Origin of the sequence: Chenggangzhangella methanolivorans (assembly GCF_019797865.1) — a bacterium.
GTDB lineage: Bacteria > Pseudomonadota > Alphaproteobacteria > Rhizobiales > Methylopilaceae > Methylopila > Methylopila methanolivorans.
Genome location: NZ_CP081869.1, coordinates 4,808,532 through 4,830,052, shown reverse-complemented (window position 1 = coordinate 4,830,052; position 21,521 = coordinate 4,808,532). Strand labels below are relative to the sequence as shown.

General features: G+C 68.9%; 22 protein-coding genes and 2 pseudogenes. 14 read left to right on the top strand and 10 right to left on the bottom strand.

Annotated elements, in window-relative coordinates; translation table 11 throughout:
• Positions 1–88: 88 nt before the first annotated feature.
• Both K6K41_RS25380 and K6K41_RS25375 read right to left on the bottom strand, forming a co-directional pair.
• Positions 89–1,256: pseudogene (locus K6K41_RS25380) on the bottom strand (PhoX family protein); the annotation flags it as partial.
• A gap of 121 nt (positions 1,257–1,377) precedes the next feature.
• Positions 1,378–1,944, bottom strand: a pseudogene (locus tag K6K41_RS25375) (PhoX family protein); the annotation flags it as partial.
• A gap of 344 nt (positions 1,945–2,288) precedes the next feature.
• On the opposite strand from K6K41_RS25375, the gene K6K41_RS25370 reads away from it, so the two are divergent.
• The 5 genes from K6K41_RS25370 to K6K41_RS25355 are packed head-to-tail and all read left to right on the top strand — an operon-like array spanning position 2,289 to position 6,689.
• Positions 2,289–3,968, top strand: a complete 1,680-nt coding sequence (locus K6K41_RS25370; protein WP_428978553.1) for an ABC-F family ATP-binding cassette domain-containing protein — start codon at positions 2,289–2,291, stop codon at positions 3,966–3,968.
• The gene (locus tag K6K41_RS30845; protein WP_428978552.1) at positions 3,968–4,156 is read left to right on the top strand and encodes a hypothetical protein; all 189 of its coding nucleotides are present in this window, start codon (positions 3,968–3,970) and stop codon (positions 4,154–4,156) included. The genes K6K41_RS25370 and K6K41_RS30845 overlap by 1 nt, the downstream gene beginning before the upstream one ends.
• Positions 4,153–5,331 (top strand): YeeE/YedE thiosulfate transporter family protein, encoded by a 1,179-nt coding sequence (locus tag K6K41_RS25365; RefSeq protein ID WP_261402818.1) that lies wholly within the window; start codon positions 4,153–4,155, stop codon positions 5,329–5,331. The genes K6K41_RS30845 and K6K41_RS25365 overlap by 4 nt, the downstream gene beginning before the upstream one ends.
• Before the next feature lie 27 nt (positions 5,332–5,358).
• Positions 5,359–5,937: a hypothetical protein gene (locus K6K41_RS25360; protein ID WP_261402817.1), complete on the top strand. Its 579-nt coding sequence runs from the start codon at positions 5,359–5,361 to the stop codon at positions 5,935–5,937.
• A 23-nt stretch (positions 5,938–5,960) separates the two neighbouring features.
• On the top strand, positions 5,961–6,689 hold the full coding sequence (locus K6K41_RS25355) for a hypothetical protein (RefSeq protein ID WP_261402816.1): 729 nt from the start codon (positions 5,961–5,963) through the stop codon (positions 6,687–6,689).
• 10 nt (positions 6,690–6,699) lie between these two features.
• Here K6K41_RS25355 and K6K41_RS25350 read toward each other — a convergent pair whose 3' ends face one another.
• The 3 genes from K6K41_RS25350 to K6K41_RS25340 form a co-directional block, all read right to left on the bottom strand.
• Entirely contained in the window at positions 6,700–8,190 is a 1,491-nt protein-coding gene (locus K6K41_RS25350) for a S10 family peptidase (protein ID WP_261402815.1), read from the bottom strand.
• Positions 8,191–8,255: 65 nt separating this feature from the next.
• Positions 8,256–8,693 (bottom strand): hypothetical protein, encoded by a 438-nt coding sequence (locus K6K41_RS25345; RefSeq protein ID WP_261402814.1) that lies wholly within the window; start codon positions 8,691–8,693, stop codon positions 8,256–8,258.
• 22 nt (positions 8,694–8,715) lie between these two features.
• Complete coding sequence (locus tag K6K41_RS25340; RefSeq protein WP_261402813.1) at positions 8,716–9,726, bottom strand: hypothetical protein; 1,011 nt, start codon at positions 9,724–9,726, stop codon at positions 8,716–8,718.
• A 68-nt stretch (positions 9,727–9,794) separates the two neighbouring features.
• Between K6K41_RS25340 and K6K41_RS25335 the strand changes: the two genes are divergently transcribed.
• On the top strand, positions 9,795–10,565 hold the full coding sequence (locus K6K41_RS25335) for a hypothetical protein (RefSeq protein WP_261402812.1): 771 nt from the start codon (positions 9,795–9,797) through the stop codon (positions 10,563–10,565).
• Positions 10,544–10,786 carry a hypothetical protein gene (locus tag K6K41_RS25330; RefSeq protein ID WP_261402811.1) on the top strand — a complete coding sequence of 81 codons (243 nt, stop codon included), beginning with the start codon at positions 10,544–10,546 and terminating at the stop codon, positions 10,784–10,786. The genes K6K41_RS25335 and K6K41_RS25330 overlap by 22 nt, the downstream gene beginning before the upstream one ends.
• Before the next feature lie 12 nt (positions 10,787–10,798).
• On the opposite strand, the gene K6K41_RS25325 is transcribed toward K6K41_RS25330, so the two are convergent.
• On the bottom strand, positions 10,799–11,242 hold the full coding sequence (locus K6K41_RS25325) for a DNA polymerase III subunit chi (protein WP_261402810.1): 444 nt from the start codon (positions 11,240–11,242) through the stop codon (positions 10,799–10,801).
• Positions 11,243–11,349: 107 nt separating this feature from the next.
• Here K6K41_RS25325 and K6K41_RS25320 point away from each other — a divergent pair, with 107 nt between their 5' ends.
• Positions 11,350–11,616, top strand: a complete 267-nt coding sequence (locus K6K41_RS25320; protein ID WP_261402809.1) for a ribbon-helix-helix domain-containing protein — start codon at positions 11,350–11,352, stop codon at positions 11,614–11,616.
• Positions 11,609–11,899, top strand: coding sequence for a type II toxin-antitoxin system RelE/ParE family toxin (locus K6K41_RS25315; RefSeq protein ID WP_261402808.1), 291 nt, complete (start codon positions 11,609–11,611; stop codon positions 11,897–11,899). Before K6K41_RS25320 ends, K6K41_RS25315 begins: the two co-directional genes overlap by 8 nt.
• Positions 11,900–11,944: 45 nt before the next feature.
• On the opposite strand, the gene K6K41_RS25310 is transcribed toward K6K41_RS25315, so the two are convergent.
• Complete coding sequence (locus K6K41_RS25310; protein WP_261402807.1) at positions 11,945–13,468, bottom strand: leucyl aminopeptidase; 1,524 nt, start codon at positions 13,466–13,468, stop codon at positions 11,945–11,947.
• 669 nt (positions 13,469–14,137) lie between these two features.
• Here K6K41_RS25310 and K6K41_RS25305 point away from each other — a divergent pair.
• The 5 genes from K6K41_RS25305 (at position 14,138) to K6K41_RS25285 (ending at position 20,243) form a co-directional block, all read left to right on the top strand.
• Complete coding sequence (locus K6K41_RS25305; RefSeq protein WP_261402806.1) at positions 14,138–16,645, top strand: LPS-assembly protein LptD; 2,508 nt, start codon at positions 14,138–14,140, stop codon at positions 16,643–16,645.
• A 160-nt stretch (positions 16,646–16,805) separates the two neighbouring features.
• Positions 16,806–17,735: a peptidylprolyl isomerase gene (locus K6K41_RS25300; RefSeq protein ID WP_261402805.1), complete on the top strand. Its 930-nt coding sequence runs from the start codon at positions 16,806–16,808 to the stop codon at positions 17,733–17,735.
• Between the two features lie 4 nt (positions 17,736–17,739).
• Positions 17,740–18,768 (top strand): 4-hydroxythreonine-4-phosphate dehydrogenase PdxA, encoded by a 1,029-nt coding sequence (gene pdxA / locus K6K41_RS25295; RefSeq protein WP_261402804.1) that lies wholly within the window; start codon positions 17,740–17,742, stop codon positions 18,766–18,768.
• Positions 18,765–19,607, top strand: coding sequence for a 16S rRNA (adenine(1518)-N(6)/adenine(1519)-N(6))-dimethyltransferase RsmA (gene rsmA, locus K6K41_RS25290; protein WP_261402803.1), 843 nt, complete (start codon positions 18,765–18,767; stop codon positions 19,605–19,607). The genes pdxA and rsmA overlap by 4 nt, the downstream gene beginning before the upstream one ends.
• 102 nt (positions 19,608–19,709) lie before the next feature.
• Positions 19,710–20,243 carry a hypothetical protein gene (locus tag K6K41_RS25285; RefSeq protein ID WP_261402802.1) on the top strand — a complete coding sequence of 178 codons (534 nt, stop codon included), beginning with the start codon at positions 19,710–19,712 and terminating at the stop codon, positions 20,241–20,243.
• 186 nt (positions 20,244–20,429) lie between these two features.
• On the opposite strand, the gene K6K41_RS25280 is transcribed toward K6K41_RS25285, so the two are convergent.
• The 3 genes from K6K41_RS25280 to gmk are packed head-to-tail and all read right to left on the bottom strand — an operon-like array spanning position 20,430 to position 21,521.
• A complete protein-coding gene (locus tag K6K41_RS25280; RefSeq protein WP_261402801.1) occupies positions 20,430–20,582 on the bottom strand; it encodes a hypothetical protein in 153 nt (50 codons plus the stop codon).
• Positions 20,572–20,859 carry a hypothetical protein gene (locus K6K41_RS25275; RefSeq protein WP_261402800.1) on the bottom strand — a complete coding sequence of 96 codons (288 nt, stop codon included), beginning with the start codon at positions 20,857–20,859 and terminating at the stop codon, positions 20,572–20,574. Before K6K41_RS25275 ends, K6K41_RS25280 begins: the two co-directional genes overlap by 11 nt.
• Positions 20,856–21,521: a guanylate kinase gene (gmk, locus tag K6K41_RS25270; protein WP_261402799.1), complete on the bottom strand. Its 666-nt coding sequence runs from the start codon at positions 21,519–21,521 to the stop codon at positions 20,856–20,858. Before gmk ends, K6K41_RS25275 begins: the two co-directional genes overlap by 4 nt.

Here is a 21,521-nt window from a genome sequence, read left to right as displayed (position 1 = left end):
AGGATCGGTCCCGACGGACATAAGAAAACCCCGGCCGCGCGAGGCGGCCGGGGTTCTTTTTTTGCATGGCTGAAGAGCTCGCCCGGCCTCAGCGGCCGATCTTCTTGCCCTTGGAGTTCTTGACCGCGATCACCGCCGGACGGGCGTAAGGCTTGTCGTCGGGCCAGCGGCTGATCGTGTTCGGGAAGCCGCCGCCCTCGCCCGGATGCTGGATCGCGGCGAAGAGCGTCTTGAAGTCGTCCGAGAATTCCGGACCGCAGACCTCGCAGCCCTTCGGGCCGGAGAGGAACTGGCGCAGATAGCCGCGGTCCGGACCCTGGGTCGGGACGACGTGGAGCGCGTCGTTCGGATTGCCGATGTCGGCGTTCGAAGGCTGGCCGTCCGTCGCGATCCAGAGATTGCCCTCGCCGTCGAAGGCGATGTTGTCGGGCGAGCCGACCTTGCCAAGCGCGGCCGGATCAGCGTAGCCGGCGAAGAACGTCGCCTTGGAGTCGAGGCCCGGCTTCAGCTGCTTCTGCTTGGTCTTGAGGTCGATCTCGGGATTGCCGCAGAGCAGGAAGATGCGCCACTCGAAGGGTAGAGGCGTGGTCGCCCTCGGCCTCGTCGACCTCGATGATGTGGCCGCTCGGGTTGGGAACGCGCGGGTTGGCCTTGACCTCGCCGGCGTCCTCGCGAAGCGTGGTGCGGGCCGAGTTGTTGGTCATGGTCAGGTAGACGCGGCCCGTGACCGGGTTCGGCTGGCAGTCTTCCGGACGGTCCATCGCGGTCGCGCCGACGGCGTCGGCCGCAAGGCGCGTCTTCACCAGGATCTCGCCGTCGTTCTTGAACTGGCCGGCGAGCACCGGGTTGTTCATGGACAGCTCGAGCCATTCGCCCGTGCCGTCGTCATGGAACTTGGCGACGTAGAGGACGCCCTCGTCGAGCAGATCGAAGTTCGCCTTGCGGTTCGTCTCGTCGAATTTGCCCTTCGAGACGAACTTGTAGACGTAGTCGAACTGCTGGTCGTCGCCGGTGTAGACGACGACGCGGCCGTCCTTGGCGAGGATGCAGGTCGCGGCTTCATGCTTGGCGCGGCCGAGCGAGGTGCGCTTCTTCGGAACGAAGGTCGGGTCGTAGGGGTCGATCTCGACCACCCAGCCGAAGCGGTTGGCTTCGTTGGGCTCCTTCACGGTGTCGAAGCGGTCGTAGAACTTCTCCCACTGGCGGCCCGTCGCGCCGGTCGAGACGCCGTAGCGGGCGTGGAGAGCCTTGAGCTCCTCGTTTTCGACGAGGGCGGCGTTGGCGAAGTACTGGTTGAAGTTCTCTTCGCAGGTGAGCCCACGTGCCCCAGGGGGTCTTGCCGCCCGAGCAGTTGTTCAGCATGCCGTAGACGGTCTTGCCCTTGGGGTCGGCGCTAGTGCGCATCAGCTTGTGGCCGGCCGCCGGCCCCGTGATCTTCATCTCGGTCTCGGCGGTGATGCGGCGGTTGTACTTCTCGCTCTTCACGACCGACCAGCGGCCGCCCGACTTCTTGATCTCGATCACCGAGCCGCCATGCGCGGCCATCTCGACGTCGGCCTGGAATTTCTTCACGCCCGGCGCGTAGTCGCGGAACATGTCCGTGCCGGTGGTGTATTCGTGGTTGACCGCGAGCAGCCCGCTCTTGTCGTCCTCGAGCGGGAAGTAGCCGACGAAGTCGCAGTTGAAGCCGAACTGCTGCGCCTGGAACTCGGCCGACTGCTTTCCGGCGGCGAACTCCGGCCCGCCTTCGAACAGCGGGTCGCCCCAGCTGATCAGCACCTGGCTCTCATAGCCTTCCGGCACGACGATCGCGTCGGCCTGGGTCGGCTGGATGGGGGTGAAGGAGAGCTTGTCGGCCTTCTTGCCGGCCGCGGCCTCGATCGCGTCTTCGGCGGTCTCGGCCGCCTGCGCCTCGTTCGAGAGGCCCGGCAGCTTGGCGGTCATCAGCACCGGCACGGTGGCGGCGGCGCCGAGCAGGAAGGATCGGCGCTCGATGTTGCGCGCGATGATTTCGCCGAAGTGCTCGTTCTTCGGACGCTCGCCGGCGGCGGCGTGCAGGCCCGGACGGTCGATGCCGGTCGCCTCTTCGTCGAGGATCGGCTCCTCAGCGCGCGGCGCGTTGTGGTCGGTCATTTAGGCAGTCCCCGATGACTTTGGAATTGGAACGGCTCCAATTGCATCGGGGGCCATGTCAGTCGGACGACAACCTGATCACGCTTTCGTAATCGGCGCTCGCGGCGACCCGTCCTCTTGCAGCGCAGCGCGGTCGGCTGCACAAGAACGCCGCCATGATCCACGTGAACGACCTCACCGCCCGCATCGCCGGCCGGACCCTCATCGACGGCGCGACCGTCGCCGTGCCGGAAGGCGCGCGCGTCGGCATCGTGGGCCGGAACGGCACCGGCAAGACGACGCTGTTCAAGCTGATCGCCGGCGACATGCAGCCCGACGACGGCGCGATCACCTATCCGAAATCCGCGCGCCTCGGCCGCGTGGCGCAGGAGGCGCCTTCCGGACCCGAAGCACTCATCGACGTGGTGCTGGCCGCCGACAAGGAGCGCGCGGCGCTGCTCGCCGAGCAGGACACCGCGACCGACCCGCACCGCATCTCCGACATCGTCACCCGCCTCATCGACATCGACGCCTATGAGGCGCCCTCGCGCGCGGCCAAGATCCTGTCCGGCCTCGGCTTCGACGAGGCGGCGCAGCAGCGGCCCTGCTCGGACTTCTCCGGCGGCTGGCGGATGCGCGTCGCGCTCGCCGCGGTTCTGTTCTCCGAGCCCGATCTTCTCCTGCTCGACGAGCCCACCAACCATCTCGACCTCGAAGGCACGCTCTGGCTGCAGGATTATCTCGCCAAATATCCGCGCACCGTCCTCGTCATCAGCCATGACCGCGACCTGCTGAAAGCCTCGGTCGACCACATCCTGCATTTCGAGAACGGCAAGCTGAACCTCTGGAAGGGCGACTACGACCGCTTCGACGCCGCCCGCCGCGAGAAGCTGCTGCTCGACCAGAAGGCCGCCAAGGCCCAGTCGGAAGAGCGGGCGCGGCTCGAGGCCTTCATCGCACGCTTCAAGGCCAAGGCCTCCAAGGCCACGCAGGCCCAGTCGCGCGTCAAGCGCCTCGCCAAGATGCAGCCGATCAACGCGATCGTGGAGCGCTCGGTGGTGCCGTTCCGCATCCCCGAGCCCGAGAAGGAGCTCGCCCCGCCGCTGCTCGCGCTCGACGGCGTCTCGGCCGGCTATGGCGATCTGACGATCCTCAAGAAGCTTGATCTCCGCATCGACCCGGACGACCGCATCGCGTTGCTCGGCTCGAACGGCAACGGCAAGTCAACCTTCGCCAAGCTGCTCGCCGATCGACTGAAGCCGCAGGGCGGGCGGCTGTCGAAGTCCGAGCGGATGCAGGTCGGCTTCTTCGCCCAGCATCAGGTCGAGGACCTCAATCTCGACGGCTCGGCCTACGACCACATCCGCCAGCGGATGCCGGGCGCGAGCGACGCGCAGGTTCGGTCCAAGGTGGCGCAGATCGGGTTCTCGGGCCTCAAGGCCGACACCAAGGTCGAGAAGATGTCGGGCGGCGAGAAGGCGCGGCTCGCCTTCGGACTGGCGGTGTTCCACGGCCCGCACCTGCTGATCCTCGACGAGCCCACGAACCATCTCGACATCGACAGCCGCGAGAGCCTCGCGCAGGCGCTGAACGAGTTTTCGGGCGCGGTCATCCTGATCAGCCATGACCGCCACCTGCTCGACGCCACCGCCGACCGGCTGTGGCTCGTGGCCGACGGCGGCGTGCGCGCCTTCGAGGGCGATCTCGACGACTATCGCAAATACATCCTCTCCGCCGACGGCTCCGGCCGCGCCTCGAAGAACGCCGGCGGCGGCACGGGCAAGTCGTCCGAGCCGGCGCGAAGCGGGTCGACGTCGGTGCGCTCAAGAAGAAGATCGCCTCGCTCGAGGAGCTGATGGGCCAGTGCCAGGCCGAGATCGCCAAGATCGACGGCGAGCTCGAGGCGGCCGGCGGCTTCCCGAACGAGCCCAAAAAGGCCGCGACCCTCGGCAGGCGGCGCGACGAGTTCACCAAGGCGCTCGCCGAGGCCGAGGAGACCTGGCTCGGCGCGAGCGCCGAGCTTGAGGAGGCCGCCGCCGCGTGACGACGCGGCCGCTCTTCTGGAAGCGGCTTTCCGAGCCGCGGCCGGGGCTCGGCCTTCTCGTCTTCGCGTTCTCCCTGTCGGTCGCCGGCCTCTTCGCGATTCTTGACGGCGGCTTCGGCGATCGCAGCTGGGCGCTGGTCGCGGGCGTCGCCTTCGGGGTCGCGCTCCAGCGCGGAGAATTGTCGCTGGTGCGCGCCTGGCGCGACCTCCTCCAGCTGAAGGACGCCGGCCAGCTCCTCGGCTTTCTCGCCGCGCTCGCCATGGCCGCCACGCTGACGCTCGGGACGCTCGGCGCGCTGGGGCTCGAGGCGCCCGAACACGCCCGGATCGGACCCGTTCACTGGCTGCTGCCGGTCGCGGGCTTCCTTTTCGGCGTCGCGTCGGTGATCGCGCGCGGCGGCGTGATGGTGCACATGCGCCGCCTCGCCGAAGGCTCGCTGATCGCCCTCCCCGCCATGCTCGCGACCTTCGCGGGCTTCACCGCCGGCGTCGCGCTGTGGCCGTGGACCTGGGATCTCGCGGTCTCGGGCGCGCCGGGGTTCTGGCTGCCTGAAGTCACCGGATATTTCGGCGCCCTCGCCTTCCAGATCGCCGCGATCGTCCTGATGGCCGCCGCGCTGTGGCGGTTTCGGCCGAAGGGCGAAACCGCCGGTTCCTTTCGCGATCGCCTCCTCGTCTCGCCATGGCCTGCATGGGCCGCGGGGGCGCTGCTCGGCGCGCTGGTCGCGGTCAGCTATGCGGCCGGCGAGCCGCTCGGCCTGATCGCCGAATGCGCGACGCTCGCGCGCGTCCTCGCCACCGCGATCGGCCTCGCGCCCGCCGAGCTTCCCGGCCTCAGCGAGGGCGTCGGCGGGATCGCGGTTCCGCTCGAGGCCTTCGGACTCAACCAGCATGTGGTGATCCTCGCCGGCTTCATCGCCGGGGCGTTCGCCGCCGCGCTGTCCTCGGGGCGCTTCGCGATCGCCGGCTTCACGCTTCGCGAGGGCGCCGCGATGCTCGTCGGCGGCTTCCTGCTCGGGCTCTCGGCCATGACGGCGCTCGGCGCGATCACCGGCGAGGCGATCGCGGGCGTCGCTATCGGCGCGGCCTCCGGCTGGATCTTTCTCGCCACGGCGTCGCTCGGAATCGTCGTCGGGCTGACGTTCGAACCACGGATCGAAATGACCGCGCCCTGAGCACCAGACACGCCCGGAGAGCCGACAATGGCGAAGAACTGGAAGCCACTCGACGAGGCGCGCAGGAAAGCGTGGCCGCACGGCCGGATGGGCGGCGGCCTACTCGCGCTGACGATCGTCGCCGGATGGATCGCCATCCCGTTCGTGCTCGGCGTTCTCGCGCTTCTCGCCTGGGTCGGCGTCAGCGGGCTCGAACCGCTCGCCGACGCGCTCTTCTCGCCGTCGGAGTCGATGAGGATCGCGTCGCTGATCTTCCTGATCCCGAGCCTCACCTTCTCGATCCTGTGCGTGGTTTTCTTCGTGATGACGCTCGCCCGCGCCCGCGCGACGCCGGCCGTGACGGTGGCGGGCTTCGGGATCCAGTTTCTGGTCGGGCTCGTGTCCCCAATCGCAGGTCAGGCGGCGATGTTCGCGAAGAACGGGATGGATCTTTCCGGGCTCTGGGTGCTGATTCCGTCCTACGCGCCCGGATGGTTCATCGCGCTGTTCATGACCTTCGGCCTGTGGAGCTATCTTCTCGGCGGCGTGCGGCCGAACGCCTATTATCGCAACCGCGTCGCGGTCCCGTCCGCGCCGCCAGCCGCTCAGGCCGCAGAGGCGGCCTGACGACACGCTGAGGATCCGAGGTCATGCGCGCAGCCTTCGCCGCCTCCACCCTCATCTTCGCCGCCGCCGTCGTCCCGGCGATCGCCTGGGACGACCCGCCGCCGGCCGCGATCCCGACGCTGCCTGCGGCCGCGTCGTCGGTCGAGGGCTTCGCGCCGCAGGGCTGGACGGTCGAGGCCAAGGCGGCAGGCGACCTCGACGGCGACGGCAAGCCGGACGCCGCCTTCGTGCTGCACGGCGCGGACCCGAAGCTCGTCATCGACAACAAGGACGGGATCGGCGGCGACGAGATCGACACCAATCCGCGCATCCTCGGCGTCGCGCTCGCGACCGACGGCGGCTACCGCCTCGCCGTCCAGAACGCGACGCTCATACCCAGGCGAGACCAGCCCAACATCGACGACGCCTTTTCGGCCGACGGCGGCCTCTCGATCGCGCGCGGGGCGGTGAAGGTCGCGATCTCCCTGTTCGCCAACGCCGGCGGCTGGGGCATGTCGAACATCTCCTACACGTTCCGCCTGAAGGGCGGGACGCTCGAACTGGTCGGCTACGACCGCGACGACACCCAGCGGAACTCGGGCGAGGTCGAGGTCGTCAGCATCAACTATCTGTCGGGCAAGATGAGCGACGCCAAGGGGCGCATCGACCAGGACGCGAAGGACTACAAGACAGTCTGGCGGCGCGCGCCGGCCAAGATCGGCCCCGCCATCGAGGCGATCGGCGACGGCGTCGAGTTCGACCCGACGAAGTGACGCCCGCCGCCTATTTCGACGCCGCCTCGTAGAGCGCCTTCACGTCGCGCATGAGCGCGGCGCGGGAGGCGTCGCGGGTGTAGAACATGTGGCCGCCCGGATAGACCTTCAGCGCCGCGCGGGTCGGGTCGCCGAAGGCGGGCAGCTGATCGAGCGCCATCTTCGATTCCATGTAGGGCGTCACGAGATCCGTCGCGCCGTGCGTCACCAGCACGCGCAGCTTCGGGTCGGAGGCGAGCGCCTCGCGCAGCGCCGTCATGGACTCGGGCGCGTCGACGCCCGACCCCCATTTCCAGGAGCGGTTGACGTCGGCGGCGATCAGCTCGTAGCGGCGATCCACCCGGTAGCCCATCTCGCGGAAATAGAAGTCGACCGCCGCGCGGGTCAGCGGCGCCCGGGCGCCGTCGAGGATCGGGTCGTCGAACGAGCCGCGCTGCGAGAACGGATCGGGGTCGAAGGCCGTGACATTGGCGTCGTAGAGCGAGCCCTGAAGGTCTCCGCCCCTGTGGAGCTCGCGCGCGAAGCTGCGCATCGAGAGCCGCCCGCCCTGCCTGCGCACCTGCTCGCGGTCGATCCCGGTGAGGTCGGAGACCCGCGCGACCAGCCGCTCTACCGCCTCCTTGTCGCGCGGGCCCTTCATCAGGTCCGCCATGAACGCGCCTGTCGCATAGGCCTCGACGTCGGCGAGACGCTCGCGCGAAATCTCCCGGTCGCCGTCCCGCTCGCGCTTGGCGGCCGCGTACGAGGGCAGCACGTTGACGTAAGGCAGCGGCGAGGTCGGCTCGCCCTGCCGGATCCGGAAATCGAGCACCGGCGAGATGGCGACGAGGCCGCGCACGCCGACGCCGTCGCGGCCCTGGAGTTCGCGGGCGATGCGGGGAATGCGGAAACCGCCATAGCTTTCGCCTGCGAGGAACACGGGCGACATTAGCCGGTTCTTGGCTGCGAGGTGTTTGGCGACGATCCGCGACAGCGTCTCGGCGTCCCCGTCGACCGACCAGAACCGCTCGCTCGAGCCGCCGCCGGCGGTTCGGCTGTAGCCCGTCCCGACCGGATCGACGAAGACGAGGTCTGTGAAAGCGAGCCAGGTCTCGGCGTTGTCGATCAGCGCCGGCGGGTCGGAGGGCGTGTTCCCGGCGTTGCCGAAGGGCAGCCGCTTCGGGCCGAGCCCGCCGAAATTGAGCCAGGCCGAAGAGGCGCCGGGGCCGCCGTTGAACGCGTAGGTGATGGGCCGCGTCGCGGCGTCGGTGCGATCGAGCGTGTAGGTCGTCACCACGATCTCGGCGACCTTCTCGCCCTTGGGATCGTGCAGCGGCACCTGCTCGACGCCGACTCTGTAAGCGAGCGTGTCGTCGGCCGTCGCGACGGTGGCCTTGGCGGAAACGTCCGCCGGCAGCGCGGCCGGATTGCCGCCCTTCGGCGGCGCGCCCTCCTGCGCGATCGCAGACGAGGCCAGCACGGCGAGGACGAGGGCGGAACGACAGGCGGCGCGGTACGACATGCGCGCGTAACTAGGCGGCGGCCGCGCGGCTGCGAGGGCGCCCACACGCAGATGGGAACGCGGCTTCAGGCCGCTCGGGCGGTCGCCGCCTGCGCCTCGGCGAGCGCCGCCTTCAGCGCGGGAAGGTCTGCGGCCCCGCGCTGGCCGGGGCCTCGCGCCTCATATTCGGCGAGGCCGCGCGCCACCATGTCGAGGAAGGCGTCGCGGCGCATGCGCGTCACGGGATGCGCCAGCGCGAAATCGTCCGGATCGACCTCGGCGAGCACGACGGCGTCGGGCCGGTCGCGCTCCCCGCGCGGCGTTCCCCAGGAGATCGTCCAGCCGGGCTCGCCGCCGAGGCCCGACGTCGTGGTCGCGGGGTCGAGCATGTCGCGGAGGTCGCGCAGCCGGTGGCTCATCAGAACCGCGTTGAAGGCGAGCTTCATCGCGGCGTCCTGATCGGCCTGCGGCGCGAAGCCGCCGAAGACGGCCGCGTGGTAGCTGGCGTCGAGCGTCATGGCCATGGTTATGGGGCGCCGCTCCGCCTTATGGAACCGGATGGACGTTGCCGACATAGGCCGCGCCGGTCGTCGGGTCGGTGTTGATGTGGACGTTGAAGTTCACGCCGTCCTGCGTGACGGGGAACGGCCCCTGCTCGCCGTCGAGATGTCTCGCCCAGCCCTGCTCGCCCGCGCCCTGCGCCATGTCGAGCATCGTCTGGTCGTCATAGACCTTGGGGTCGTAGGTGGTCTTCGATCGCGTGATCGTCTCGCCGGGGTTGTTCGGATCCGGCACCTTCCATTCGACCTCGTTGACGCCCTTCGTCCCGGTCGGGCGAACGGTGGGCTGGAAGTTCTTCGCCGTGACCTCGGCGATCGCGACGTCCTGGTTGTGGGTTCCGTTGAGCCGCGTGCCCTTGAAGCCGTCCGGTCCCCTCAGATGCTGCGGCAGGTCGCTGCGATAGGAGATGCCGTTGAGATCCGGTCCGTTCGGTCCGCCGCCAGGCGCCCCCGGGCCGTTCGGCCCGCCCGGCCCTCCGCCTCCGCCCGCCGGCGGCGGCGCGGCCCTGCCGCCGTCGACCGCCCGCTCGGTCGTTCTCGTGGCGTCCGCGACGTGATCGACGGTCCTCGCGCCGTCGGAGACATGATCGGCGACCTCGACCCCGCGCTTCACCCATTTGGCGCCGGTCGCGAGGTTTCCGGCGAACGGGATGGCGGCGGCGCCCGATAGCGCGGCGTTGGCGAAGTCGCCCTCGGCCGCATACCAGCCGGCGTTTGCGAGGTCGGCCGCCTCGCCGACCACCGGAACCATGCCGGCCACGTCGAGGACCGTATGCCCGATGTCGGAGATCGAGGCCCTTCGCGCCGTGTCGACGGCGCTCTCGAACGCCCGCGCGCCGCCTTCGGCGACGTCGCCGATGCCGGACGCGACGTTCTTCACCGCATCGATCGGATTGAAGTTGAAGCCCATCTGGCTCGTCCCCCGTCCTTCGCGCCTCAGCCGAGCCCGTCGGCAATCGATGATGATCAAATGACAACAATGGGCGACCGCGGTCAACGCTTGCGCGCGCTCGCGACGGGATCACAATGGCCGAGGCCGAAGGCCGACACGGGAGGGCGCATCCGATGACGCGGTTCCAGGCTCTGTTTGCGCTCGGCCTCGCGCTGGCGAGCGCTCCCGCCGCCGCCGATCCTCGGTACGGGTCGATGGAGGGCGCGGCCCTCGGCGTCGGCGCGAGCCTCAACGGCGCGATCCCGTTCCCCGCCGACAACGCCTGGAATCGCGACGTCTCCGGAGACCCCGTCGATCCGAACTCCGACCGCATCATCGCCTCGATCGGCCTTGATCGCGGGCTCCATCCCGATTTCGGCCGCGGAACCTACGCCGGCGCGATCATCGGCATTCCTTATGTGGTCGTCTCGGGCGACCGGCCGAAGGTCAGGATCAAATACAAGGCCTACGGCGACGAGAGCGACAAAGGCCCCTTCCCCATTCCGCCCAAAGCGCGGATCGAGGGTTGGAAACCGAACGGCAAGCCGTTCGGCGGCGACCGCCATGTGATCGTGATCGACCGCGACAACGACCGGCTCTACGAGCTCTACCGCGCGTTCAAGCGCGACGACGGCGGCTGGAACGCCGACTCCGGCGCCGTCTTCCACCTCGACTCCAACGACGTCCGGCCAACCGCCAAGCCCGGATGGACCAGCGCCGACGCCGCGGGACTGCCGATCTTTCCCGGCCTCGTGCGCTACGACGAGGCCCCGGCCGGCGCGATCCGTCACGCGTTGCGCTTCACCGTCTCACGCTCGCGCCGCGCCTATGCGCCGCCCGCCACCCACTGGGCGTCGTCCGACACGGACCCGGACCTCGCCCCATGGGCATGCGGGTGCGGCTGAAGGCGTCCTACGCCGTCCCAGACGGCTTCAGCCGGGAGACGAAAGCGATCCTGAAGGCGCTCAGGACCTACGGGATGTTCGTCGCCGACAACGGCAGCGACTGGTTCCTGTCCGGCTCGCCCGACGATCGCTGGAAGAGCGGACGGCTTCTGGACGAGCTTCGTCAGGTCGCCGGACGCAACTTCGAGGTGGTGCGGATGGACGGGCTGGTGACGCCATAACAGGCGCGCCGCTCAGGCCTCGCGCTTCCAGCGGCCGTCGTCGGTCTGCTTCCAGTAGGTGACGGCGTGACCCTGCGCCTTCAGGGTCTTCCACTGCGCGCGGGCGGCGTCGAGCGCCTCGCCGTCATGGCCGTCGAACATCACGAGCGCGCGCTCGTAGCCCGACAGGTCCGGCGGCGCGGCGCCGTCGACCAGCACGCGCACCGCAGCCTTGTTGGGGTTCTGGTCCGTGACGGTCAGCCAGATCGGCTCGTCAGCGCCGTCCGGGCCGGCGCCGTGCGGCAGGAAGCTTTCGTCCGAGACCGTCCAGAGCGCGTCGTCGAGCGCCGAAACACGTTCTGGCGCAGAGGCCTGCACCACGACGTTCCAGTTCCGCTCGAGGCACTTTTCGAGCAGGGACGGCAGCGCCTTGTCGAGCGGCTGCCGGGTGAGGTGATAGAACAGGACTTCGGTCATCGTGGACCGACCATGCGCCATCGGCGCGTCCGCGTCAGCAACAGTTGAGCCGCCGCGCTTGTGATATTTTGTGATAAAATCACAAGCGCGATGTCAGGAGGATCTCGATGGCCACGATGACGCTCTCGATGCCCGACGCGATGAAGGAATGGATCGAGGCCGAGACGGCCAAAGGCGACTACGCCAGCACCAGCGACTTCATGCGCGACCTCGTCCGCCGCGAGCGCGAGCGGCGGGAGCCGCGCATGACGCTGGAGGAGCTGCAGCAGAGACTCGCCGAGGCGAGCGCTTCGGGGCCGGGCGATCGGACCATCGAGGAGATCATCGCGGAAGGCGACCGCATTCTGAAGCAGCGCGGAACCTACCGTGACTGATTGGACTCTGGCCCCGCAAGCCGAGCGTGATCTTCGGGATCTTTACGTTTACGGGGCCGAGGCCTTCGGCCGAACCGCCGCGCTGACCTATGTGGATCAGCTCTTGGCGTGTTGCGCGACGCTCGCGGAACAACCACGGATGGGTCGCGCCGCCGACGCAGCCCGCCGCGGCGCGCGCCGGTTCGAGCATGGCCGTCACGTGATCTATTATGAGGAGCGCCCGCCCGGTGTTCTCATCCTGGCCATCATCCACGAACGCAGCATCCGCGGAACCGGTCCCTGAACGTCCCGGACCGGCGACGCACGGCCGCCGGTCCGGAACAGCGCTTCACTTCTCGTAGGCGTCCGCAACCATACGGTCGAGCAGGCGCACGCCCCAGCCCGAGCCCCAGCTGCGGTTGATGTCGCTCGCGGGCGACCCCATGCCGGTGCCGGCGATGTCGAGATGGGCCCAGGGCGTCCCGTTGGTGTGGCGCTTCAGGAACTGCGCCGCGGTGATCGATCCGCCGTGGCGCCCGCCGGTCTGCTTCATGTCGGCGAACTTCGAGTCGATCAGCTTGTCGTATTCCGGGCCGAGCGGCATGCGCCACACCGGCTCGCCCACCGCCTTGCCGGCCTTGAAGATGTTTTCGGCGAGCTCGTCGTCGCTCGAGAACAGGCCGGCGTTGTCGACGCCGAGCGCGACCAGGATCGCGCCGGTGAGCGTCGCGAGATCGACCATGAACTTCGGCTTGTAGATCTCCTGCACGTGCCACAGCACGTCGGCGAGCACGAGGCGGCCTTCGGCGTCGGTGTTGATCACCTCGATGGTCTGGCCCGACAGCGAGGTGAGGATGTCGCCCGGGCGATAGGCCTTTCCGTCCGGCATGTTCTCCACGCAGCCGATCGCGCCGATGACGTTGGCCTTGGCCTTGCGTGAGGCGAGCGCGTGCATGAGGCCGACCACGCAGGCCGCGCCCGCCATGTCGCCCTTCATGTCCTCCATGCTGGCGCCCGGCTTGATCGAGATGCCGCCGGTGTCGAAGATCACGCCCTTGCCGATGAAGGCGATCGGCTGCTCGTCCTTGTCCTTGGCGCCCATCCACTTCATGACGACGACGCGGCTCTCCTGCTGGGAGCCCTGGCCGACGGCGAGCAGCGCGCCGAAGCCCGCTTTCTTGAGGTCCTTCTCGCCCATCACCTCGACCGCGACGCCGAGCTTGGAGAGCTCTCCGGCGCGCATGGCGAATTCGGTCGGCGTCAGGACGTTCGGCGGCTCGTTGACGAGGGTACGGGCGATCTCGACGCCCTCGGCGAGACCCTCCTTCGACTTCCAGGCCTTCTTGGCCGCGCTCTCGTCCGCGACCGCGATCGTGACCTTCGCGAGCTGCCCGGCGTCGTCGTCCTTCTTCTTGGTCTTGTAGGTGTCGAACGAATAGCTGCGGAGCCTCAAGCCCAGAGCGAGGTCTGCGGCGGCGTCCGCGTCCGCCGCCTGACCGCTCGCGGCCTCCAGAAGCACGACGACGTTTTCGGCCGAGGCCGGCAGCTTGCCGCGGATCTGGCCGCCGAGCTTCACCCAGTCGGTCGGCTCCTTGCCGTCGCCGATGCCGACGACGATCAGCCGGTCGACGCCGGGCAGCGCGGGCGCCAGCAGCTCGAACGACGCTCCGGCCTTGGCCTTGAAGCGGTCGCTGGCGGCGGCGCGCAGCAGCGTGTCGTGGACCGGCTCGGTCCAGGCCGCGGTCGCGGAGCCGAAGGCGAGATCGGGTCCGGTCAGCGCCACCACCACCCCGCTCGCGGACGCGGTCAGCTTCTGGAAGGCGATCTTCAGCGGCGCGGGCTGGGCCGCCGCCGGCTCCTGGGACTTCGACATCGGTTGCAAGATCCTCGCAGGTTGCGGCCGGGCGCGGCGTGTTCGCGGCTTGCGGGCCGCGCCGGGAAATGGGCGTGCGGTGTCTCATCTATACGACAGGCCGCTCATCTTCCAGCGCAAGGGCGCGCCCGAAGCCTCGCCGCCGCTTGCAACAGGCGACGGCCGCGTCTCATGTGGCGCAGAGCGCGTCGCCGGTCGGACTGCAACCCGAGTCGAGACGCCGCGACGGGGACGAATCGGGCGGCGGATGACGGCAGGCTGGGCGGCGATCAGGGGAGGCAAGCGCGTTTCAGCAGCGCCGGTCCGCATGGTCACGCCTCGTAAACGCGCCTCTGAGACACTCTTCCCCCGGACCCGCGATCGGGCCCCTGTTGCCGCGATGCGTCGGCGCGCCGGTTTCGCGCCGGCCGCGGCGGAGCGCGATGCGAAGGAAAGGTCTCGAACTGCAAGCTCCGATGCGTTTTTTCAACGTTCGCCGCGTTGCGGCGACGGAAACCCGCCACGCGTTTTTGGCGATGGCGCAGCCGCGGGCTTCGTGCTTTATCTCTGCCCGGTTGCCGCCGATGGTTCGGGGGCGACGGGTGCTCTGCGCGCTCGTGAATGGGCGCCGTCCGTCGCTGCCTTCGGCAGGCTCGTAAGCGTGAGGTTTCGGTGGGATCGGGAAGGCGGTTGACGCTCGGTTTGCGCCCCGTCCGGCTGATCCGGCCGGTCGCGCTCGGCGTCGCCGCGGCGCTGATGGCGACGGCTGCGCCCGTGAGCGCGGCCGAGGTCGGCATTCCCGTCATCGACCAGCTGCTGCCGACCCGCCCGAAGTCCTTCAGCGGGCCGCACGCTCCCAATCCGCTTGCGCCGGGACCTGGCCTCAAGGGCAAGGCGGCCAAGCAGAACGACCCCAACGCCAAGATGCTGATGGAGGCCAAGCAGCTCGTCTACGATTACGACCGTGAGGTCGTGACGGCGGTGGGCGGCGTCGACATCTATTACGACGGCCGCGCGCTGCAGGCCGACAAGGTGATCTACGACCAGAAGGCGAACCGCGTGAAGGCGGTCGGCCGGGTCAAGATGACCGAGCGCACCGGCGACGTCGTCTACGCCGAGTCGATGGACGTCACGGACAACTTCAAGGACGGCTTCGTCGAGCCGCTCCGCCTCGAGACCGTGGACCGCACCCATTTCGCCGCCGCCAAGGGCCGGCGCGAGAACGGCAACGTCATGGTGTTCGACCGCGGCGTCTACACGGCCTGCGAGCCCTGCCGCGAGAACCCGTCCAAGCCGCCGCTGTGGCAGATCAAGTCCAAGCGCATCATCTGGCGCCAGGACGAGAAGACGATCTATTACGAGGACGCCACCTTCGAGCTGTTCGGCCTGCCGATCGCCTGGCTGCCGTTCTTCTCGAGCCCCGACCCGACCGTGAAGCGCCGCACCGGCGTGCTCGCGCCGACCGCGCGCTATTCCGGCGACGTCGGCGTCGCGGTCGAGACGCCCTATTACTGGATCCTGTCGCCGACCTCGGACCTCACCCTCGCGCCGGTCTTCAGCTCGAAGCAGGGCGTGATGCTGAAGGGCGAGTACCGCGAACAGCTGATGGACGGCGCCTATTCGATCCGCGGCGCCGGCATCCACCAGCTGAAGACCAGCGAATTCGCCGACAAGGTGCCGCTGACGAAGCCCGACGGCTCGCCCGCGCCCGACGGCGGCCTCACGGTCGGCCCCGGCGACAAGAAGGACCGCTGGGCGGTCTCGACCAAGGGCGACTTCTGGATCAACGACAAGTGGTCCTGGGGCTGGGACATCAACGCCGTTTCGGACAAGTGGGTCCGCGGCGACTACAACCTCTGGGGCTCGCGCTACGACGCGACCTCGACGGTCTATCTCGCCGGCCAGGGCGACCGCAGCTGGTTCGAGATGCGCGCCTACTCGTTCTACGGCATGACGCGCTACGACCAGCAGGACAAGCTGCCCTGGGTCGGCCCGGTCATCGACTACAACTACGTGTTCGAGGACCCGGTCGCGGGCGGCGAGCTGGCGTTCAACCTGAACGCCACCAGCGTCTATCGCGAGGACGCCGACTTCGCGCGCTACCGCATGCGTCCGCGTCAGGACAACGCGCTCGTGGGCGCGGCCGGCACCTACAGCCGCATCTCCGGCGACATGCATTGGCGCCGCCAGTTCATCGACCCGATCGGCCAGGTCTGGACGCCCTTCGCCTTCATGCGCGGCGACCTGATCTACACCGATCCGAAGACCGACCCGCGCATGGGCCCGTTCCTCGACGCCCGGCAGGACGCGCTGTTCCGCGGCATGGCGGGCGTCGGCCTCGAATACCGCTTCCCGTTCATCGCCGAGAGCGCCAATGGCGCGCATCAGATCGAGCCGGTCGCCCAGATCATCCTGCGGCCGAACGAGGGCCAGATCGGCAAGCTGCCGAACGAAGACGCGCAGAGCCTGATCTACGACGACAGCACGCTGTTCTCGTGGAACAAGTTCTCGGGCTACGACCGCATTGAGGGCGGCAGCCGCGCGAATGTCGGCGCGCGCTACACCTTCACGTCCGACACGGGCGCCACCTTCTCGGCGATCGTCGGCCAGTCCTATCACCTGTGGGGCCGCAACTCGTACGACGCCATCGACGCGACACGGACCGGCCTCGACTCGGGCCTCGACACCGACCGCTCGGACTACGTCGCGGGCGCGACCTTCGCGCCCAACCAGCACCTCTCGTTCGGCAGCCACTTCCGCTTCGACGAGGACAATTTCAAGCTGCGCTCGGCCGAGATCGCCGCCCGCGCCAACTTCGACCGGTTCCAGGCCAACGTGATCTACGGCCGCTACGATCAGCAGCCGCTGCAGGGCTATGATTCGATCCGCGAGGGCGTGCTGACCGGCGGGCGCGTGTATGTGACGCCGGACGTCTATGTCGAAGGCGGCGCGCGCTACAATTTCGACTTCAAGGTGTTCGACCGCACCGAGGTCGGCTTCGGCATCGACGACATCATGCAGTGCCTCGCGCTCGGCTTCACCTACATCCGCGAAGTCGACAACTCGAGCGACTCGATCAAGCTCAACGACGTCGATCACAAGTTCTTGCTGCGGGTCGACCTGCGCACGCTCGGCAGCGCGAGCGCCTCGACGCAGAACCGCAGCACCCGCGACAACTACGATCAGAGCGGCTTCTGATCCGAAGGATCCATCTCCGCAAAAAGGCGGCTTCGGCTCAAATCGGCCCCGTTCTCCCGTGATCGTGGCGGCGCGCATGTTGACGGGGCGCGGCTGAGGCCGGAAAAACGGCGCGTCTCGTCTTCCGCGCCGCCCGAGCGCCGTTCATACAAGGGTCGCGATGTCATCGAAGTTGCGTGTTGCGGGGCGGTCCCGCGCCCTCTCCCTTCTCGCGCCGGCGGCTGCGGCTTTCGTCGTCGCCTTCTCGGCCCCCGCCTCGGCGCAGTCGATCGCCGTCGTGGTGAACGGCCAGCCGATCCTGTCGAGCGAGGTCGCGGCGCGCAACGCGCTCGCGAAGCTCGGCGGCGGCAAGCCCGAGAAGAGCGCGGTCGACGAACTCATCGACGAGAAGCTGAAGCTCGCCGAGGTTAAGCGCTACAACATGGTGGCGAGCGACTCCCAGGTCGACCAGGCCTACGCCTCGATCGCCTCCCGCACCAAGCTCTCGGTCGACCAGTTCACCAAGGCCATCGGCCAGCGCGGAGTCACCGCTCAGACGCTGAAGGACCGGCTGAAGGCCGAGATCAGTTGGGCGCAGTTCATCCGCCGCAAATACGCCGCCCAATACGCCAACCGCGACGTGACGGCGGCGCTCAGCAGCCGCGGCGCGACGGCGAGCAACAAGTCCACGCAGTACACGCTGCGCCAGATCATCTTCGTGGTGCCCAAGGGCGCGAGCGACGCGCAGACCAACCAGCGCCGCAGCGAGGCCGTCGGCGCGCGCGGCCGCTTCCCCGGCTGCGACGGCGCCGTCCAGTTCGCCGGCCAGCTGCGCGACGTCGCCGTCAAGGATCCGGTGATCCGGTCGAGCGGCCAGCTCGGCAAGGAGATGACCGACATCCTCGACAAGACCAAGCTCGGCGCGCTCACCGATCCGCAGCGCGGCGACCAGGGCTGGGAGATGATCGCGGTCTGCGAGAAGAAGGACATCGCCGACGATTCGTCGCTGCGCGCGCAGGTGATGGAGGAGGTCGGCGCGAAGGAGGCGCAGGCCCAGGCCGACAAGTACCTCGCCCAGCTTCGGACCCGCGCGGTCATCGAGCGTCGCTGACGCCATGAGCCGCGAGGGAGCCCTGACTCGCCCCCTCGCGCTCTCGATGGGCGAGCCGGCCGGCGTCGGCCCCGAACTCGCCCTCGCGCTCTGGCGCGACCGCGACCGCCTCTCTACGCCGCCCTTCACCGTCCTCGGCTGCCCCGCGACCTTCGCGGCCCGCGCCAGGCTCGTCGGCATCGACGCGCCGATCGCCGAGGTCGAGCCCGAAGGCGCGCCGGCGGTCTTCGCCGACCGCTTTCCCGTCACGCCCGTCGGACGCTGCGTCGCCGAGCCAGGCAAGCCGAATTCGGCCGACGCGAAGACGGTGATCGAGGCGATCCGCCTCGGCGTCGAACTTGTCCATGGCGGGCGCTGCTCGGCGCTCGTGACGCTGCCGATCGCCAAGGCGCCGCTGGTCGAGGCCGGCTTTCCGCATCCCGGCCACACCGAATATCTCGGCGCGCTTTCCGAAACGCTCTGGGGCCGGCCGTTCCGGGCTGTGATGCTGCTCTGGGCCGAAGAAATCGCGGTCGTGCCGGTGACGGTCCATATGCCGCTTCGCGAGGCCTGCGAGCGCCTCACCGAAGATGACATCGTCGCGACCGGCGAGATCGTGGCGCGCGACCTCTGCCGGCGCTTCCGCATCGAGCGGCCGCGGCGCCTCGCGGTCGCCGGCCTCAATCCTCACGCCGGAGAAAACGGCGTGCTGGGCCATGAGGACGACGCCATCGTCGCGCCGGCGGTCGAGCGGCTGAAGGCCGAAGGCATCATCGCCACCGGCCCTCATCCCGCCGACACCATGTTCCACGCCGCCGCGCGCGCCCGCTACGACGCCGCGCTCGCGATGTATCACGACCAGGCGCTGATCCCGGTGAAGACGCTCGCCTTCGACAGGGCGGTGAACGTGACGCTCGGCCTGCCCTTCGTGCGCACCTCGCCTGACCACGGCACGGCGTTCGACATCGCCGGCACGGGCGCGGGCGACCCGTCGAGCCTCCTCGCCGCGCTGAGGCTCGCGGCGCGCATGGCGCGGGAGCCCGCCCTCGCGTGAGCCAGATCGACGACCTGCCGCCCCTGCGCGACGTCATCCAGCGCCACGGGCTCGCGCCGAAGAAGTCGCTCGGCCAGAATTTTCTATTGGACCTCAACCTCACGAGCCGCATCGCGCGCACTGGCGGACGGCTCGAGGGCGTGACGGTGATCGAGGTCGGCCCCGGCCCCGGGGGGCTGACGCGGGCGCTTCTCGCCGAGGGCGCGGCCAAGGTGGTGGCGATCGAAAAGGATTCGCGCGCGATCGCCGCGCTGACCGAGATCGCCGAGCGCTATCCGGGCCGGCTCGAGATCGTCGAGGCCGACGCGCTCGAAGTCGACATGGCCGCGCTTGCGGGCGAGGGCCCCTCGCGGGTCATCGCGAACCTGCCCTACAACGTCGCGACGCCGCTGCTCACCGGCTGGGTCGCGACCGAGAGCTGGCCGCCGTTCTGGGACGGGCTGACGCTGATGTTTCAGCGCGAGGTCGCCGAGCGGATCGTGGCTGAGCCCGGCGACGAGGCCTATGGGCGGCTCGGCGTACTGTGCGGATGGCGCTGCGAGGCGAGAATCGCCTTCGACGTGCGCCGCGAGGCCTTTACGCCCCCGCCCAATGTCACGTCCTCGATCGTTCGCCTGACCCCGCGCGAAAATCCCCTGCCCTGCCCGGTGCGCGATCTCGAGGCCGTCACGCAGGCCGCGTTCGGCCAGCGCCGGAAGATGCTGCGGCAGAGCCTGAAAAGCCTCGGCGACGCGACCGCGCTGCTGGAGGCCGCGGGGCTGGAGCCCACGCGGCGCGCCGAGGAGATTCCGGTGGAAGGCTTCGTGGCGCTCGCCCGCGCGCGGCGGGCGGCGCTCTAAACCGCGACTTCACCGGTCGGAGACGTATCCGAGTAGGTAGTTCTCCGAATAGCGGCAACATCCGCGCTGGGCGACCGTCCATGCCTTCAGGCGGAGGTCGACATGCGCAAGCGATCGGTTTTTTGGCCCACTGTGGCGGCCATTCTCACGGCCTGCGCGCCGGCGGCGGCGGAAACGCTGGTTTTCAAGTCTGGCAGCTGCCCCCCGGGCGACGGCAGCTGCGTCTACAGCTTCGGCCCCAGCGAAACCATGCCGCTCTACATTCAGAATGTGGTGGTCAAAGCGCCGAGGAGCGGCGTCGCGACCGTCCTGCTGAACGGTTCGATGCAGTGCGCTTATCCCAGCTACACGCAGGGCGATGTCGGCGTCATCGACCTGACCGCGGTCGTCTCAAAGGGTAAGAGCGCGCCGCCTGTCGGCGGTGGAGGATCGGTGCGGCTCGCGATGCGGGTCCCTCCGATCGTCGGGACCCCGGGGCCGGCGCTGAGCTATGCGGTGAATCTCGCTTCGACACGCGTGTTCGAGGTCGAAAAGGGCAAGACCGAATTTCGCTACTGGTTCAATAAGAACCGAATGGACCCGGACACCACCTGTTCGATCTTCGACATCACGATGACGGCGACCTTCAGCGATTGAGGCGATCGGCCTGAGAGCCGGACGGCTTCCGACCGAACCGCCGCCTCGCCCCCGCGCGAGACGCAGCGAGCTCAAGCGATCGTGTCACGCTCTGGAATGGTCGCGGTCCACGTCGAAGTCGTGGATACACGCACGAAGGCGCGGGCATGACCAAGCGGGACGGATCAGCGCAAGTTAGGAAACGCTTTAGCGCCGGATGTCCCGGCGGCGCGAGACGACGCGGACGGGCTTGAGCTCCTGCTGGCGCGCGTCCATCGCCGACAGCACGGCGTACATGGCCGCGCCGAATCCGAGCAGCATCAGGGGCGCGACATAAAGCAGGTAGGTCTCAGCCGTCATGTGCGATGGCTCCAAGCAAGCGTCTTGCGAAGAAATGTAGTGCCGCACCGCTGAAAAGCCAAATCCCCGCGCTCAAGATAAGGCGACCGCCCGACACATGCGCCCCGTTCGGCGCGAGACCGACCAGGATCGAGGCCGCAGGGATCACAATCCCGGCCAGCACGCAGCCCGAGGCGAGCGTGTTGAAGAAGGTCGCGGAGAGCTTGATCCGCTCGACATGGACGAGCCTCAGATCCTCTTCCCGCGCGTCGTCGGCGCCGTCGCCGGCCGCGCTCACAGCAGAGTCTGGCCGAGCGTCTCGACGAGGCCCTTGGCGAAGACGCCGATCGCAGGCCGGCGCAGGCGCTTCAAGCGCTCGGCGTCGAGAATGGCGCGAATCTCCTTGAAGCAGCGGTCGAGGTCGTCGTTGACGACCACGTAGTCGTACTCCTCCCAATGCGCGATCTCGACCGCGGCGTTGCGCAGGCGCCGGGCGATGACCTCGGGCGTGTCCTCTGCGCGGCGCTCCAGGCGCGCCCGCAGCTCCTCGGCGGAGGGCGGCAGCACGAACACCGTGGCGACGTCGGCCGCCATCTTCTCGCGGACCTGCTCGGTGCCCTGCCAGTCGATGTCGAACAGCACGTCGCGGCCGGTGGCGAGCGCGGTCTCGATCGGCTCGCGCGGCGTGCCGTAGCAGTTGCCGTGGACCTCGGCCCATTCCAGCAGGTCGCCGGCGTCGCGCATCTCGTCGAAGCGCTTGCGGGTGATGAAATGGTAGTGCCGGCCGTTGATCTCGCTGCCGCGCTTCTCCCGCGTCGTGACCGAGATCGACAGCTCGACCAGCGGATCCGACTCGATGAGGTTCCGGGTCAGCGTCGACTTTCCCGCGCCCGAGGGCGAGGAGAGAATCAGCATCACGCCCCGTCGGGCGAAGGCGGGGGTGGTCGCGGGATCCGCCAT